Origin of the sequence: Micromonospora sp. NBC_00858 (assembly GCF_045207365.1) — a bacterium.
Taxonomy (GTDB): domain Bacteria; phylum Actinomycetota; class Actinomycetes; order Mycobacteriales; family Micromonosporaceae; genus Micromonospora.
In genome coordinates this window covers 1,164,510-1,178,451 of the sequence record NZ_CP108828.1, presented here as the reverse complement: position 1 = coordinate 1,178,451, position 13,942 = coordinate 1,164,510, and the positions used below count along the sequence as shown (strand labels likewise).

At 69.5% G+C, this 13,942-nt stretch carries 16 protein-coding genes and 10 tRNA genes; 11 read left to right on the top strand and 15 right to left on the bottom strand.

What is annotated here, in order from left to right:
* The first annotated feature begins 147 nt into the window (after positions 1 to 147).
* The 4 genes from OG990_RS05670 (at position 148) to OG990_RS05655 (ending at position 3,672) form a co-directional block, all read left to right on the top strand.
* Entirely contained in the window at positions 148 to 1,119 is a 972-nt protein-coding gene (locus OG990_RS05670; protein WP_406079258.1) for an ABC transporter ATP-binding protein, read from the top strand.
* Positions 1,116 to 1,958 carry an ABC transporter permease subunit gene (locus tag OG990_RS05665; RefSeq protein WP_328418323.1) on the top strand — a complete coding sequence of 281 codons (843 nt, stop codon included), beginning with the start codon at positions 1,116 to 1,118 and terminating at the stop codon, positions 1,956 to 1,958. Before OG990_RS05670 ends, OG990_RS05665 begins: the two co-directional genes overlap by 4 nt.
* A complete protein-coding gene (locus tag OG990_RS05660; RefSeq protein ID WP_406079257.1) occupies positions 1,955 to 2,512 on the top strand; it encodes a hypothetical protein in 558 nt (185 codons plus the stop codon). Before OG990_RS05665 ends, OG990_RS05660 begins: the two co-directional genes overlap by 4 nt.
* A gap of 104 nt (positions 2,513 to 2,616) precedes the next feature.
* Positions 2,617 to 3,672: a CapA family protein gene (locus OG990_RS05655; protein WP_406079256.1), complete on the top strand. Its 1,056-nt coding sequence runs from the start codon at positions 2,617 to 2,619 to the stop codon at positions 3,670 to 3,672.
* Between the two features lie 197 nt (positions 3,673 to 3,869).
* On the opposite strand, the gene OG990_RS05650 is transcribed toward OG990_RS05655, so the two are convergent.
* From OG990_RS05650 to OG990_RS05635, 4 genes are all read right to left on the bottom strand, one after another.
* Entirely contained in the window at positions 3,870 to 5,288 is a 1,419-nt protein-coding gene (locus OG990_RS05650) for an FAD-dependent oxidoreductase (protein WP_406079255.1), read from the bottom strand.
* Between the two features lie 77 nt (positions 5,289 to 5,365).
* Positions 5,366 to 5,860 (bottom strand): N-acetyltransferase family protein, encoded by a 495-nt coding sequence (locus tag OG990_RS05645; RefSeq protein WP_328418331.1) that lies wholly within the window; start codon positions 5,858 to 5,860, stop codon positions 5,366 to 5,368.
* A complete protein-coding gene (locus OG990_RS05640; RefSeq protein ID WP_328426714.1) occupies positions 5,860 to 6,177 on the bottom strand; it encodes a metalloregulator ArsR/SmtB family transcription factor in 318 nt (105 codons plus the stop codon). Before OG990_RS05640 ends, OG990_RS05645 begins: the two co-directional genes overlap by 1 nt.
* Before the next feature lie 22 nt (positions 6,178 to 6,199).
* A complete protein-coding gene (locus tag OG990_RS05635; RefSeq protein ID WP_406079254.1) occupies positions 6,200 to 7,450 on the bottom strand; it encodes a M28 family metallopeptidase in 1,251 nt (416 codons plus the stop codon).
* Positions 7,451 to 7,776: 326 nt separating this feature from the next.
* Between OG990_RS05635 and OG990_RS05630 the strand changes: the two genes are divergently transcribed.
* The 7 genes from OG990_RS05630 (at position 7,777) to OG990_RS05600 (ending at position 11,724) form a co-directional block, all read left to right on the top strand.
* Positions 7,777 to 8,154 (top strand): metalloregulator ArsR/SmtB family transcription factor, encoded by a 378-nt coding sequence (locus OG990_RS05630; RefSeq protein ID WP_355611690.1) that lies wholly within the window; start codon positions 7,777 to 7,779, stop codon positions 8,152 to 8,154.
* A gap of 114 nt (positions 8,155 to 8,268) precedes the next feature.
* The gene (locus tag OG990_RS05625) at positions 8,269 to 8,970 is read left to right on the top strand and encodes a helix-turn-helix domain-containing protein (RefSeq protein ID WP_406079253.1); all 702 of its coding nucleotides are present in this window, start codon (positions 8,269 to 8,271) and stop codon (positions 8,968 to 8,970) included.
* A 106-nt stretch (positions 8,971 to 9,076) separates the two neighbouring features.
* Positions 9,077 to 9,211 (top strand): hypothetical protein, encoded by a 135-nt coding sequence (locus OG990_RS05620; RefSeq protein ID WP_406079252.1) that lies wholly within the window; start codon positions 9,077 to 9,079, stop codon positions 9,209 to 9,211.
* On the top strand, positions 9,211 to 9,618 hold the full coding sequence (locus OG990_RS05615) for an arsenate reductase ArsC (RefSeq protein WP_328418341.1): 408 nt from the start codon (positions 9,211 to 9,213) through the stop codon (positions 9,616 to 9,618). The genes OG990_RS05620 and OG990_RS05615 overlap by 1 nt, the downstream gene beginning before the upstream one ends.
* 174 nt (positions 9,619 to 9,792) lie before the next feature.
* The gene (gene arsB / locus OG990_RS05610; RefSeq protein WP_406079251.1) at positions 9,793 to 10,869 is read left to right on the top strand and encodes an ACR3 family arsenite efflux transporter; all 1,077 of its coding nucleotides are present in this window, start codon (positions 9,793 to 9,795) and stop codon (positions 10,867 to 10,869) included.
* Between the two features lie 85 nt (positions 10,870 to 10,954).
* The gene (locus tag OG990_RS05605; protein WP_406079250.1) at positions 10,955 to 11,263 is read left to right on the top strand and encodes a hypothetical protein; all 309 of its coding nucleotides are present in this window, start codon (positions 10,955 to 10,957) and stop codon (positions 11,261 to 11,263) included.
* Entirely contained in the window at positions 11,188 to 11,724 is a 537-nt protein-coding gene (locus OG990_RS05600) for a GNAT family N-acetyltransferase (RefSeq protein WP_406079249.1), read from the top strand. The genes OG990_RS05605 and OG990_RS05600 overlap by 76 nt, the downstream gene beginning before the upstream one ends.
* Positions 11,725 to 12,300: 576 nt before the next feature.
* On the opposite strand, the gene OG990_RS05595 is transcribed toward OG990_RS05600, so the two are convergent.
* The 11 genes from OG990_RS05595 to OG990_RS05545 all read right to left on the bottom strand — a co-directional run bounded on the left by OG990_RS05595 (position 12,301) and on the right by OG990_RS05545 (position 13,941).
* Positions 12,301 to 12,371 (bottom strand) — tRNA-Cys (locus OG990_RS05595).
* Between the two features lie 5 nt (positions 12,372 to 12,376).
* Positions 12,377 to 12,449, bottom strand: a tRNA-Arg gene (locus tag OG990_RS05590).
* An 87-nt stretch (positions 12,450 to 12,536) separates the two neighbouring features.
* Positions 12,537 to 12,615: transfer RNA gene (locus tag OG990_RS05585), tRNA-His, on the bottom strand.
* A 7-nt stretch (positions 12,616 to 12,622) separates the two neighbouring features.
* Positions 12,623 to 13,243, bottom strand: a complete 621-nt coding sequence (locus tag OG990_RS05580; RefSeq protein ID WP_406079248.1) for a group I intron-associated PD-(D/E)XK endonuclease — start codon at positions 13,241 to 13,243, stop codon at positions 12,623 to 12,625.
* Positions 13,244 to 13,311: 68 nt separating this feature from the next.
* A tRNA-Val gene (locus OG990_RS05575) sits at positions 13,312 to 13,384 on the bottom strand.
* Between the two features lies 1 nt (position 13,385).
* Positions 13,386 to 13,459 (bottom strand) — tRNA-Asn (locus OG990_RS05570).
* Between the two features lies 1 nt (position 13,460).
* Positions 13,461 to 13,537, bottom strand: a tRNA-Glu gene (locus OG990_RS05565).
* A gap of 11 nt (positions 13,538 to 13,548) precedes the next feature.
* Positions 13,549 to 13,620: transfer RNA gene (locus OG990_RS05560), tRNA-Val, on the bottom strand.
* Positions 13,621 to 13,622: 2 nt separating this feature from the next.
* Positions 13,623 to 13,698 (bottom strand) — tRNA-Met (locus OG990_RS05555).
* A gap of 76 nt (positions 13,699 to 13,774) precedes the next feature.
* Positions 13,775 to 13,862: transfer RNA gene (locus OG990_RS05550), tRNA-OTHER, on the bottom strand.
* A gap of 5 nt (positions 13,863 to 13,867) precedes the next feature.
* Positions 13,868 to 13,941: transfer RNA gene (locus OG990_RS05545), tRNA-Pro, on the bottom strand.
* Position 13,942: the final 1 nt, after the last annotated feature.

Sequence of the window (13,942 nt, the reverse complement as noted above, 5' to 3'; positions counted from 1 at the left end):
GCCCGCTGAAGCCGCCGACGCAGACCTCCGGCTTCGTCCGGTTCAGCCGGCCTTCAGCGAACCCTCCGTACTGTCGCCATGACGTCCTGGTCGAACGGACCGCGGGTGGCGCGCCGCCACCTCGCACACGGCGAGAGGGGGACGCTCATGGCCAGCGCGCAGCTCGATGCGGTGCGGCTCACCAAGCGGTTCGGGGACCGTACGGCGGTTGACGGGTTGAGCTTCACCGCACGACAAGGCGAGGTCGTGGGACTGCTCGGGCCCAACGGGTCGGGCAAGACGACCACCATCCGATTGCTCACCACGGTGCTCGCGCCGACGAGCGGGGAGTTCTCGGTGGCTGGTGTTCCCTGCACCCGGCCGGGCGAGATTCGACGGCGGATCGGCGTGTTGCCGGAAAGCAGCGGCTATCCCGGACACCAGACGGGCGAGGAGTACCTGCGCTACCACGCGCGGCTGTTCGGCAACGCCCGTCCAGACGCCGCGCGAGTCGCCGCGCGGCTACTGGCGGAGGTAGGCCTGGCCGAGCGTGGCTCGTCGCGGATCTCCACGTACAGCCGCGGCATGCGGCAGCGGCTGGGTATCGCACGGGCGCTGGTCAACGATCCCGCTGTCGTGTTCCTCGACGAGCCGACGCTCGGGCTCGACCCGGCCGGGCAACGTCAGATGCGGGCGATCGTCCGCGAGATCGCGGTGGTCAGGGGAGCGACGGTCATTCTCAGCACCCATACCCTTCCGGACGTCGAGGAGATCTGCACGAGCGTGCTGATCCTTCACAAGGGAAAGGTCCTCGTCTCCGGCACCTCCGGCGAGGTCACCCGCGCTGTCCCCACCCAGCGGTACGCGCAGATGCGCGTACCGATCGAGTTGGTCGGTCGGGCCCGGGACGCCCTCGCGGGGGTTGCCGGCCTGACGTTGGAGCCGGCCGATGAACGTCCCGACATCCTCAAGTTCTCCGTGAACGACCGGTCGGTCGCCACGCAGGCCGGCGCGGATCCGGGGATGAATGGACCGCTACGGGCGGTGCTGAGCGCCGACGTGCCGGTTCTGTCCTTCGAGGTCGAAGGCGCGCGGCTCAGCGACGCGTTTCTAGCCATGACCGGGGAGGGTGTCCGATGACGACGGGTCTGCGGGGGCTGGTCCGGAACGCCGAACCCAGCGCGGGCGGGGTTCGCGGCGATGGCCCGGGTTGGCGGGTCATCGCCGAACAGGAGTGCCGCGATCTGTGGGTGAGCGGGCGCGGCCCGGTGTTGGTCTTCGCGTTCAGCGTCGTCCTGAGCGTCATGACCTACCTTGCCGGTACCAGTCAGGTGCTCAACTTCCTCGAGCAGCGGGAGGCGGTGAACCTCACCCTGCAGGTTGCGGTGGCGGTCGGCGTCCTCGTCACGCTGGTGGTCAGCGCCGACGCGATCAGCGGGGAGCGGGAACGGGGCACGTTGGAGAGCCTGCTGCTCGCACCCGTCTCCCGCCGGGCGATCGTGCTGGGGAAGTTCGCCGCCGCCTTGTCGCTTTGGCTCGCGGCCTTCGTCGTGAGTGTGCCGTATCTGTGGGCGCTCGGACGCGGAGTGTCCATCGTCGGGCAGGCGCTGGTGCTGGGCCTGCTCGTCGGCACGCTGCTGGCCGTCGCGCTCGCCGCGCTCGGTCTGCTGATCAGCGCCGTGTCGAGCTCCAACAAAGTCAGCCTCGCGGTGAGCCTGTTCCTGCTGTTGGCGCTCTTCGCACCGACCCAGTTGCCCGGCGGCGCGCCGAAGGGCTGGTTCGGTGATCTTCTCGTCCGGCTCAATCCGGTCGGCGCGTCGCTGCACTACCTGACGGCTGTGCTCGTCAACGGGCACAGCTGGACGCGGGACCTGTCGTACCTGATCTCTCCGCTACTCATCGCGGTACTGACCGGGGGCGTCCTGATTGCCGCCGGCACCCGGATCGTCAGGCTCTATGGAGGGGTGAGCGGAGCATGAAGACAGGGCTGGCCCTCGCCGGGCTGTTGTTGGCGCTGACGGCTCCCGTCGGCTTGACCGCTTCGGCGGCAGCCGCTCCGCCGCCACTGCCGGGCGCCGTTGAGGTCGTATTGGAGCAGAGCCGACTCAACACGGTCGTTGGTGAGCGGCTGACGCTTGAATCCCGCGTGGTCAACTCGGGTGACGCGCCGACCGACCGGCTGGTGGCCCACCTCAACGTCGCGAGCCTGGACGGCGTCTACGTCGACCTCGAGGACTGGTCGGCGGACGTGACCCGGGAGGTTCCGCCGGTGGCGCCGGGCAGCAGCACGTCACTGTCCTGGCAGTACCAGGCCGTTAACACCGGCAGTTTCGACGTCTACGTCGTGCTCATGCCCGGCGGCGACTCCACGGCGGGTACGGGCCCGCTGGTGGTGAGCCAGCCGCTACACGTGAGCGTGGCCGGAAAGCGGACCCTGACCGCAGCGGGCTCGCTGCCGGTTGCCATCGTCGTTCCGGTCGTGCTCGCTCTGCTGGCCGCAGCTGCCAGATATCGCATTCGGCGTATGAGTTGACGGGAGGAACTCACCCTCGCGCAACGGCGTCGTCGCTGGGTCAGGCCGAGGGCAATCTGGCCAAGTAGGCCCAGGGTCGGGCGGGTTTCCGTACGCTGCGCTGAGTGAAATGGGCACGTTCCTTCGTCGCGCTGGCGGCGACCCTGACTGTTACGGCGTGCGATGCCGTCCGGACCCCGCCGGCCGCTGCGCCCACCCGCTCCGCCCCTGCGGGCTCCCCGTCGCACCCCGCCGAGATCACCTTGGCCTTCGCGGGCGACGTGCACTTCGCCGACCGTACGGCAGATCTGCTGGGCGACCCGGCGACCGCGTTCGGGTCGATCTCGTCGACGCTGTCGGCCGCAGACCTGGCGATGGTCAACCTGGAAACGGCGGTCACCACACGCGGCACTCCCGAGCCGAAGGAGTTCCATTTCCGGGCGCCGGCAAGCGCGTATGACGCGGTGAAGGCCGCCGGCATCGACGTCGTGTCGATCGCCAACAACCACGCGTTGGACTACGGGCGGACAGGGCTGGCCGACACCGTGGACGCAGCCAGGGCCGTCGGGTTGCCGGCCGTCGGGGCGGGCGCCGACGCGGCGGCGGCGTACGCGCCGTGGATCACCGAGATACGCGGTACCAAAATCGCTGTCCTCGGCTTCAGCCAGGTCTCCGAGCTGTGGTCGGAGTGGAGAGCCACAGACACCCGTGCCGGCATCGCGATGACCCGCGACTTACCGCGCGCCGTCGCGGCGGTGCGCGCCGCCCGGCGCCAGGCCAGCGTGGTCGTCGTCTACGTCCACTGGGGCACGGAGGGCGACGCGTGTCCACCCGCCGAGGCTCGCGCGTTCGCTGGCGAGATGGCCGAGGCCGGTGCCACGATCGTGGTCGGCACCCACGCCCACCTACTGCTCGGCGACGGGTGGCTCGGCAAGACCTTCGTCCAGTACGGACTCGGCAACTTCCTGTGGTGGCGTGACGACGCGTACAGCAACGACACGGGGGTGCTGCGGGTGACCCTCGACGCTTCCGCGATCTCGAAAACGGAACTGGTGCCCGCGACGATCTCCCGCCGCACCGGTCGACCCGAACTCGCCGGCCGCGAAGACACGGCCCGGATCGGCCAGGAGTACGCGGGCCTGCGCGCCTGCACCGGACTCGCCGCGAGCCCCGCCCCATAGTCGGGCGAAACACGGCCCCGCAACGTGGAACCCAGGGGTGAAATTCAGCCGACTTCGACACGCGCAGCTAAAACGGCCGGAACCACAACTCCGGAAGTGCAGCTACTGCGGCGGCCGGCCGCATGCCCACCTGCCCCAGCCGTGGACGTGGTGCCCGCCGATTGTGGGGTCGGCGGGCACCGTCGTGGTGGTGGGCATCAGCTGCCGCAGCAGCCGCCGGCCTGACCACCAGCGGGGGCGGCGTCAAGGGTGACCAGGTTCAACGGTGCGGACAGCAGGCCCCCGGAGATGCCGGTGGCCAGTCCGCGCGCTGCCGGCTCGGCGGTCGGCGCCGGCCCGCAGCAACTGTCGCCGGCGGCGGAGTCCGTGGGGTTGCTGTTGCACACGCCGGTTTCGGGCAGGTCGAGCTGGACGTCGCGGGCGGCGTCCCAATCGCCGGCGAGGGCGGCGACGACGGAGCGGACCTGCTCGTAGCCGGTGGCCATGAGGAACGTCGGCGCCCGGCCGTAGGACTTCATGCCGACGGCGTAGTAGCCGGCCTCCGGATGGACGAGTTCGTCGACGCCGTGTGCGGGCACGGTGCCGCAGGAGTGCTCGTTCGGGTCGATGAGCGGCGCGAGCGCGCGGGTGGCGCCCATGATCGGGTCCAGGTCCAGGCGCAGCTCGGCGGCGATCGAGTGGTCCGGTCGGAAGCCGGTGGCCGCGACGATCCGGTCCACCGTGACCGACTCCTCGCCGCCGTCGCCGTGCCGCACCACCACACTCACCCGGCCGTCTGTCGGGGTGAGCGCGTGCACGGAGAAGCCGGTGAGCAGCCGGATCCGGCCGGCGTCGACGTGCGCGCGCAGCCGCGAGCCCAGGGCACCGCGGGCGGGCAGCGCGTCGGCGTCCCCGCCGCCGTAGGTACGCGCCGGTGAGGCGGTCCGGATCGCCCAGGTCACCTCGGTGCCCGGCGTGGATTCGGCCAGCTCGGCCAGGGACAGCAGCGTGTTCGCGGCGGAGTGGCCGGCCCCGACGACGAGGGTGTGCCGGCCGGCGAAGCGGTCCCGGGCCGCGCCTAGAACGTCGGGCAGCGCGTGCTCCAGGAACGGAGCGACAGTGGTCTCGCCGCGGGCGGGCAAGCCGGAGGCGCCCAGGACGTTCGGCGTGCCCCAGGTGCCGGACGCGTCGATGACGGCGCGGGCGAGTAGCTCTTCGCCGTCGGCGAGGCGGATCAGGAACGGCGTGGACTCACGGCCGGCGGTGCGCAGTCGGTCCAGGCCCAGACGGCTGATCGCTTCGACCCGGGCACCGTAGCGCAGGTACGGCTTGAGCTGCGGAAGCTCCGCGAGGGGCTGGAGGTAGTCGCCGGCCAGCTCCGCTCCGGTGGGCAGGGCCTCCAGGTCAGGGGCGGCCCAGCCCGCCTCGTCGAGAATCCGGCGGGCGGCCGGGTCGATGTTGTAGCGCCACGGGGAGAACACCCGCACGTGGCCCCACTGCCGCACGGCGGCACCCGGGGTGTCGCCGGCTTCGAGGACGGTGAAGGCGATGCCCCGCTCGTTCAGGTGCGCGGCGGCGGCCAGGCCTACTGGTCCGGCGCCGATGACCACGACAGGCAGCTCGTTCAGGGTGCTCACCGGTCAAACTCCTCTGTGTTGAGAACTATCGAATCAAGTAGGTGGACGAGGCCCTGCTTGTGAGGGGCCAGGGTTGGTCAGGTGACGACGGGACTGCGCCGCTCGAGCAGGACGACGTCGCGCCAGCGGCCGTGGTGGCGACCAACCCGCTCGCGCACGCCGATGACCCGGAAGCCGGCCCGCTCGTGCAGGGTGAGGCTGGCGGCGTTTTCGGGGAAGACTCCGGACTGGATGGTCCAGATGCCGGCGGCTTCGGTGGAGGTGATCAGCGTGTCCAGCAGCAGCCGGGCGACGCCGCGGCCCTGCGCGACGGGGTCGACGTAGACGGAGTGCTCGACCACGCCGGCGTAGACCGTGCGCCCCGAGGTGGGCACGACAGCGATCCAACCGACCACCGTGTTCCCGTCGATCGCCACGAAGCGGTGTTCGGGCAGCTTTGCCGCGTCGAACGCCGCCCAGGTGGGTGCGATCGTCTCGAAGCTGGCGTTGCCGGCGTCGAGTCCGGCCTGATAGATCGCCAGAACCCGCTCGGCGTCGTCGTCCCGCAGGGGGCGCACCGTGATGTCGGCCATCAGCAGGCTCCATTCGGGTGGGGGGCGGGTCGGCCCATGACCACGTCCGCGGCGGACGGGAAGCAGTCGACGCAGGCGTCGTTGATCCGGTAGTGGCGGGCGGTGCCGACCGGCTCGACGAAGACGAACCGCACCTCGGTGAGGATCTTCAGGTGCTGCGAGACGGTGGACTGCGCCAGGCCGACGGCGTCGACGATTTCTCCCACGCTCATTGGTCGGGCGTGCCGGGCGAGGTATTCGACGATCTGCACTCGGGTCGGGTCGGCCAGGGCCCGGAACCAGGATGCGTACGCCTGCGCGGTGGTCCGGTCGAGCATCTCGGCCGCCACATCTCCCCCTTCATCGTTTATCGCCGATCGGCGATGAAAGTGTAGCGGGTGCGGGCGCAGCGAGGGACACGGTCGCGACAACCAGGCGGGCGATGGCCGTCAGGGTGTGCGGGTCGACGCGATCCGGGGTGTCGGCGGGACTGTGGTAGCCGGCCATTCCCGCACCGATGCCCACAGCCGCAAGCCCGGCGGCGCCGTAGCGGCGGTTGTCCGACGCCACGGGCCCGGCAGTTAGGGGAAGGCCGGTGTGTCGGCCGGCTTGGTCGAGCAGGGCGAGCAGCCGGTGGGCGGGGCCCCCGGCCTCTACCGCGGCGGCCTGGTCGAGGCGGCCGGCGCCGTCGACGTTGATGACCAGCGGGTTGCCGCCGCTGGCACGCAGTCGAGAACTGTGGTGGGCGGAGCCCAACGCCCCGATTTCCTCGGCGTCGAGCAGCGCGACGGACAGTCCGAGTTCGTCGGGGAGCACGGCGGACAGGACCCGGGCGGCCTCCAGGACCACGGCGACGCCGCTGGCGTTGTCGGACGCGCCGGGCTGGCGCAGGCCGGGGTGGTCGCCCACCCCGTCGTAGTGGGCGGTCAACAGCAGCTCTACCGCACGGGGCGAGGGTCGGTCGAAGGTGGCGTAGATGTTGGTCCCGGTGGCGTCGGCGCGACGTAGTGGGGTGTTCGCGCTCATCCAGCCCTCACCGGCGGCGCTCAAGACGACAGAGTGCGTGCTCGGGTCCAGCGTCAGGACCGGCAGGGGTCCCGGGTCCGGGCCCGCGAGGGTTGTGTACTGCCATCCGTCGGCGTCGACCGCGCGGCTCAGGAGCAGACCGGCGGCGCCTCGGGTGTCACGGTAGGCGTCGAACAGAATCATCCCCGCTGGCACCACCAGCCAGCGGCCGGTCGGGTCATCGCTACCGGCCACACCCAGCAGGCCACGCCTGACCTCGATGGTGTCGGTGGAAGCCGGGTGGATCGACACCTCACGACCGAAGGTCAGATCCGCCGACACGTCGCCGACACCCCATGTGACGGTCGGTGCGGCGTAGATGTCGGGCACGGCTCGGACCGGGAAGTCGTCGATTTCGACCCTCGCGCCGAGCGCGGTGAGGTGGTCGGCGAGCCAGGCGCGGGCGGCAGCCCCGCCCGGCGTGCCGACCCGCCGACCGGCGAAGTCGTCCGCGGCCAGGGCGGCGACGGTCGTGGTCATCCGCTCGGCGGACACGGCCGCGAGCCGTGCCGCCATGGTGGCGGGCGGGCCGGCTGCCGGGGTCATCCGCAGCACCCCTGTCCGGTGCGCATCGCGTCGGCCTTCGCCGTGGTGCCGCAGCAGGAGTCGGCCGCCTCGGCGGTCTGTTGGGTGCCGCAGCACGGGCCGCCGGTCGTCGCTGTCTCGCCAGCGGGCGGGAGGATCGAGCCGACCCCCTGCGCGGGGCTTCCGCAACAGGAGCCCGACCCGGTCACGGCCAGGGCGGCGCCCGGGTCCCCGGTGAATCCGCCTGCCCTCTGGGTGTCCTCGCTCATCGTGTTCCCTTCCGCCTGTCTTGACGTTTGTCTAAGCAGAGAGTTGCACGTTGATTAGAAGGATGTCAACCTAGAGACATGTCGAAGCAAGGCGCGCCTCTCGCCCTCGTGGATCTGACCGCTGATACGCCGTGCTGCCCTCCACTGGCTCAGCGCCGGGTGCCGGCCGAAACCGCCGCAGTGCTCGCTCCGGCGTTCAAGGCCCTGGGCGATCCGGTGCGGCTGCAGCTGATGTCGATGATCGCCTCGGCGGAGGGCGGGGAGGCGTGCGTCTGCGACCTCACTCCCGCCTTCGACCTCACCGGGCCAACCATCTCGCATCACCTCAAGACGCTGCGCGAGGCCGGCCTCGTCGATGCCGAGCGACGCGGGACGTGGGTCTACTACCGCGCTCGCCCGGCCATCCTGCGCCAGCTCGCCGCGCTGCTCACGGTCGAACCGACCCCCACGGCGTAGGCCGCGGCCCCCGGGTGAACATCCACCCAGCCGGGTGCACTCAGCGCGCCCCACACCGACCACCGACTCGTCGCCATTTGACAGCGGCAAAGTTGCTCAGCAATAGTTGACTCAATGACTATTGAGCTTGCTTCCCTGCAGGGGCGCGCCCGCATCCACGCCGCGCTCGGGGATCCGGCGCGCCTGGCGGTCGTCGACGCGCTCACCCTGGGCGATGCCTCCCCTGGTGAGATCGCCCAGGACCTGGGGATGCCGACGAACTTGGTCGCCCACCACGTCAAGGTCCTCACCGAAGCCGGGCTCGTCGTCCGCAGCCGGTCCGAGGGAGACCGCCGTCGCACCTACCTGCGGCTGCGGCCCGAGGCCCTGGCCATGCTGATGCCGGCGCCGTTGACCGAGGTGGGTCGGGTGGTGTTCGTCTGCACCCACAACTCCGCCCGCTCGCAACTCGCCGCCGCCCTCTGGTCCGACCGCACCCACACCTCGACTGCGTCCGCAGGAACGCAGCCCGCACAGCGGGTTCATCCGCGGGCTGTCGCCGTGGCCCACCGGCACGGACTGCGGCTGAACCCGACCGGCACGTCGCACGTCGCGGACATCGTGCGCGACGGTGACCTCGTCATCGCCGTCTGCGACAACGCCCACGAGGAACTCACCGGCCCAGCCGCGCCCCGACTTCACTGGTCGGTGCCCGACCCGGTCCGCGTCGACACCGACGCCGCGTTCGAGGCCGCGTTCGCCGACCTCGCCGCCCGCGTCGACCGCGTCGCCCCCAACGTCGCCCCCGCCACGAGTTCGGCCGGCCGCCATGACTGACACCAACCCCTACGTGCGCGATGAACGAGGGCAACCCGGCGCCCAACTGCACCCCGTAAGCACCAAGCCGCAGCATCGTAGGGCGGACGAAACGTACCGAGGCCTGGTGAATCCGTCGCGTCCCGCCGGCCGTTACCAGCGTCTCGACCGCAACAGCGACCCCGCCCGCACCCTGCCGGCGATTCCCGACCAGGCACCGGTCAACTGGCCCCGCGATCCACACTGCAAGGAGGGCTTCTGATGTCCGACAAGCCGAGCGTCCTGTTCGTCTGCGTCCACAACGCCGGCCGCTCCCAGATGGCCGCCGGCTGGCTGCGCCACCTCGCCGGCGACGCCGTCGAGGTCCGCTCTGCCGGCTCCGCCCCGGCCGAGACGGTCAATCCCGCCGCGGTGCAGGCCATGCGGGAGGTCGGCATCGACATCACCGACCAGACGCCGAAGCTCCTCGAGTACGCCACGGCGCAGTCCTCGGACGTCATCGTGACCATGGGCTGCGGCGACGCCTGCCCGGTCTTTCCCGGTAAGCGCTACGAGGACTGGAAGCTCGACGACCCCGCCGGCAAGGGCGTCGAGGCCGTCCGCCCCATCCGCGACGAGATCCGCACTCGCGTGGAGAAACTCCTCACCGAGTTGCGCCCTGTCGCCTGACCCCGAGACCGCCCCGCGCGCCCGCTACTGGACCCACTACCGACTCCGGCCCGAATCGCTCCGCGCGCTCGGTCAGTGCATCACCTTCGCCGACCAGGCGCCCACCGGCGCCGAGGGCAGACGGCCCTGCGGGCCCGACGCACCCGCCCAGGAACCAACAGAGGAACGAACCCCATGACGGCACTGGCCACACCGGCGCGCACCACACCACGGCTCTCGACGCTGGACCGGCTCCTGCCGGTATGGATCGGCGCCGCCATGGCCGCCGGGCTGCTCCTCGGCCGACTGATCCCCGGACTCGACGACGCCCTCGACCGGGTCAAGATCGGCGGGATCTCCGTACCCATCGCCCTCGGCCTGCTGATCATGATGTACCCGGTCCTGGCCAAGGTCCGCTACGACCGCCTCGACACCGTCACCTCCGACCGGCGCCTGCTGATCTCCTCCCTGGTCATCAACTGGCTCATCGGCCCCGCCGTCATGTTCGCCCTGGCCTGGCTGCTCCTACCCGACCAGCCCGCGTACCGCACCGGCCTCATCATCGTCGGCCTCGCCCGCTGCATCGCCATGGTCATCATCTGGAACGACCTCGCCTGCGGCGACCGGGAAGCCGCCGCCGTCCTGGTCGCGCTCAACTCCGTCTTCCAGGTCCTCGCCTTCGGCCTGCTCGGCTGGTTCTACCTCACGGTCCTGCCCGGCTGGCTCGGCCTGGAGCAGGCCGGACTGTCAGTCTCCGGATGGGACATCGCCGGCAGCGTCCTGGTCTTCCTCGGCATCCCCCTGACCGCGGGCTACCTCACCCGCAAATTCGGCGAACGCGCCAAGGGCCGCGACTGGTACGAGGCGAAGTTCCTGCCCCGGATCGGGCCGGTCGCCCTGTACGGGCTGCTGTTCACCATCGTGCTGCTCTTCGCTCTGCAGGGCGACGCGATCACCGCCCAGCCCTGGGACGTCGCCCGCATCGCACTCCCCCTCCTCGCGTACTTCGCGATCATGTGGTTCGGCTCGTTCGCCATCGGTCGGGCGATCGGCCTGAACTACGAACGCACCACCACGCTCGCCTTCACCGCGGCCGGCAACAACTTCGAACTTGCCATCGCCGTGGCGATCGGCGTGTTCGGCGTCACCAGCGGCCAGGCCCTCGCCGGAGTCGTCGGACCACTGATCGAGGTACCGGTCCTGGTCGCCCTCGTCTACGTCAGCCTCGCCGCCCGCCGCCGGTTCTTCCCCACCGGAGTCACCAACGCCTAGCCGGGCACAAGCAACGGCTCCGGCAGCCAGCGGCGCGAGGCCGACCGTCGGCAGCCGTTCGGGGCCACATACTCCGTTCACCGGCGTGTTCGGCCCGGAAACCGTCGAACGGTACGCCTTCGAGTCCTACATGTATCTGCACCGCACCGTCCGCTGCCGATCATCGGAGATCGGGTGCCCACGCTCAGACTCGCTCACGGGAGCGAATCTTGCATCAGGCAGGCCACGACGTCCGCACATCAAGCGTCCACGATTCGGCACGATCGACCGCGCGTCCCGCAGCATGACAGTGCGTGCGCCCGTGAGAAAGTTGGTGTCATGGCAGCTGAAGCGACTCCGGGCCGCGAAGTTGTCCTCGAGACGGATCGCCTGCTGCTCAGACCTTGGCGGGTAGCCGAGGCTGTCGTCCAGCGCGAGCTGTGGACCGAACGTGACCCACGAGTGCCGCCGCACCGCCGAATCGACGCGGATGGACACCCCACGGTCGCGGAACTCGAGGATTCGATCCGCACCAACCAGCCATCGTCGACCGGGTTACTGGCGATCGAGCGGAAGGCCGCTCGTGACGTCATCGGCTACTGCGGGCTGATCGACGGCGGACGAGGATCGGAAGGGGAACCGGAACTGGCGTTCGAGCTGCTACGCCGATTCTGGGGTCAGGGATACGCGACCGAGGCCTCGTTGGCGGTTCTGGACTGGGCGAGATCGTCCGGGTACGAACGTCTGTGGGCCACAGTCTGGGAGTGGAACACCGCTTCTCGCCGTGTGCTGGCCAAGGTCGGGTTCACCGAGACCGATCGGAAGGAAGTGGACGCGGTCTACGGGACCACCCTGTTCACCACGAGACGGCTCTGACACACCCGGTGTTTCGCCTGCGGCTCCGAGCAGCGACGGCAGGCGTCAGCTGCCCCATTCCGAGTTCGTGCTGCGGTACACCACAAGCGGATCGATCACCGAACATGGTTGCGCGCTGCCGAACTGCCCGGTGATAACGCTGCAAGGTCCCCTGCTCGGGCAGATCAACAGTACGGACGATTCGTGCGGGCTGACGGGAGCTTCCAGGCCGGCACCTGCCCTACAACGCCTGCCCCCTTCTGACCTCACCTAGTAAATCCTCCTCCCAATCGACGGGTGGTCGGTGTACGGCGCTGCCCCGCGACGGGATTTGCTGCGACCCCCATGGAAGGGGCGAGTTCGCCACCGCAGGTGTGTACGAGGACCGGTGTGTTACCGGCGAGCACATAGGACGTGTGGAGGCCAGCGACAGCGGGGTCACGCATCGTCTTGTGACCGGTAACGGCCGGCGATCTTGCTTCGACGCATGTGCCGGACTGGTCGCAAGCCTCGGAGTCGAACCGAGCAGGCCGCCGTTATGAGCAGCAGCTGGACCCACGTCCGCCTGCGCCTTACTCCGCAGTGGATGGCATCTAGAGGCCGTAGCCGGACTCGAACCGGCGTGCGCGGTTTTGCAGACCGCTCCCTCACCCCTCGGGCATACGACCGTGCGCGCCCCCGGACCGATTCGAACGGCCGGCCTGCGGTCCCGGAAACCGCTGCTCTATCCGCTGAGCTACGGGGGCATGGTGCGCGTCCCTGGTGCCGACCCAGGTCTGCTCGAAAGCGCCGGCTTTACAGGCCGGGGGGCGTGCCGCCGCCCACGACGCGCTTGGGGTGACTGGCGGGACTCGAACCCGCGACAACCCGGGACCACAACCCGGTGCTCTACCACTGAGCTACTACAACCACCATGCTTCTAAATCTCCGTCGACCCAGGAATCAAAAAGTCATCGGCCATCCGAACGAGCGACCGTTGGCCGTTGACCGGTGGGGCGATCCGCAGGTACGCCGACGATTTCCCGACCTCGCTGACCGGCACAAGGTAGACGCCAGGCCGTCCCGGGACTGCGACACCGAAGTAGTCGACCAGCCCGACGTAGGTCGTTCGTTGTTGAGCGTAGTTCTTGGAGGTAGTGGCGAACTCGATGACCGAGCCGTTCCGGACCAGCCGGGCGGTCTTGCACTGGACCGACTTCATCCCGTCGCCGGTCTCGATCACCAGGTCTGCTTTGCCCACCCCGAATGGAACGTAGCAGGGGTAGCCAGCATTAGTGAGGGCGGCCAGTACGCGACTCTCCACGATGGCTGCGACGGCGTTGGAGTCGTTCGCCGTAAGCGCAGTCGGGCGAGACGGGAACGCGATTGGCGGTCTAACAGACGTGGCCGTCTTCGGCGCAGCAGCGACGCGACGACGGGATTGCAGCCCATGCTTCTTGAGCCAGTAACGAACGTTGACCTGAGAGCAGCCGTGGCAGTCGGCGATTTGGCGCTGGCTCAGCCCTTTAGCCAGCGCGGATTCCAATAGCTCTTTGTCCACACGGGCAGTGTAGCTCAACCCTGTGCCCTGCTGTTGCGCTACGGCCACACTCGCGGCCCGAAGGCCAGTACCCGCAGAGGGATTTGAACCCCCGACCTGCGCCGTGTGAAGGCGCTGCTCTGCGCGCTGAGCTATGCGGGCTTGGCTCCCCTGCCTGGACTCGAACCAAGATCAGCCGGTTAACAGCCGGCCACTCTACCCTTGAACTACAGGGGAATGGCAGCGCGGACGGGACTCGAACCCGCACATGTCCCGGGTGAAAGCCGGGCGACTCTTCCATTCGTCCACCGCGCCAGGTGGGTACGTGCCGCGAGCTGGGATCGAACCAGCGACCTACGCCTTGTCGAGACGTTGCTCTCCCGCTGAGCTACCGCGACGGGAGCGGGACCGGGATTCGAACCCGGGTACCTCTGGGTTATGAGCCCAGCGCGCTTCCATAACTGCGCCATCCCGCAAGGGGGCCGCCAGAGGATCGAACTCTGGACACTCCGATTAAGAGTCGGAAGCTCTACCAACTGAGCTAACGGCGCATGGCGGAAGGTGAAGGAGTTGAACCCTCGGGCTTTCACCCGGTGCCGGTTTTCGAGACCGGTCGCGGACCTGTTCCGCACTACCCTCCATGCGTCGGGTTGACAGGATTCGAACCTGCGTCCTCGCGGTCCCGAACCGCGCGCTCCACCAAACTGAGCTACAACCCGT

Coding starts and splice junctions, on each gene's coding strand:
- OG990_RS05670 (WP_406079258.1), top strand. CDS start 148: ATGGCCAGCGCGCAGCTCGATGCGGTGCGGCTCACCAAGCGGTTCGGG.
- OG990_RS05625 (WP_406079253.1), top strand. CDS start 8,269: ATGACTATTGAGCTTGCTTCCCTGCAGGGGCGCGCCCGCATCCACGCC.
- OG990_RS05645 (WP_328418331.1), bottom strand. CDS start 5,860: ATGGCCGACATCACGGTGCGCCCCCTGCGGGACGACGACGCCGAGCGG.
- OG990_RS05615 (WP_328418341.1), top strand. CDS start 9,211: ATGTCCGACAAGCCGAGCGTCCTGTTCGTCTGCGTCCACAACGCCGGC.
- OG990_RS05640 (WP_328426714.1), bottom strand. CDS start 6,177: ATGCTCGACCGGACCACCGCGCAGGCGTACGCATCCTGGTTCCGGGCC.
- arsB (WP_406079251.1), top strand. CDS start 9,793: ATGACGGCACTGGCCACACCGGCGCGCACCACACCACGGCTCTCGACG.
- OG990_RS05665 (WP_328418323.1), top strand. CDS start 1,116: ATGACGACGGGTCTGCGGGGGCTGGTCCGGAACGCCGAACCCAGCGCG.
- OG990_RS05635 (WP_406079254.1), bottom strand. CDS start 7,450: ATGACCCCGGCAGCCGGCCCGCCCGCCACCATGGCGGCACGGCTCGCG.
- OG990_RS05600 (WP_406079249.1), top strand. CDS start 11,188: ATGGCAGCTGAAGCGACTCCGGGCCGCGAAGTTGTCCTCGAGACGGAT.
- OG990_RS05630 (WP_355611690.1), top strand. CDS start 7,777: ATGTCGAAGCAAGGCGCGCCTCTCGCCCTCGTGGATCTGACCGCTGAT.
- OG990_RS05660 (WP_406079257.1), top strand. CDS start 1,955: ATGAAGACAGGGCTGGCCCTCGCCGGGCTGTTGTTGGCGCTGACGGCT.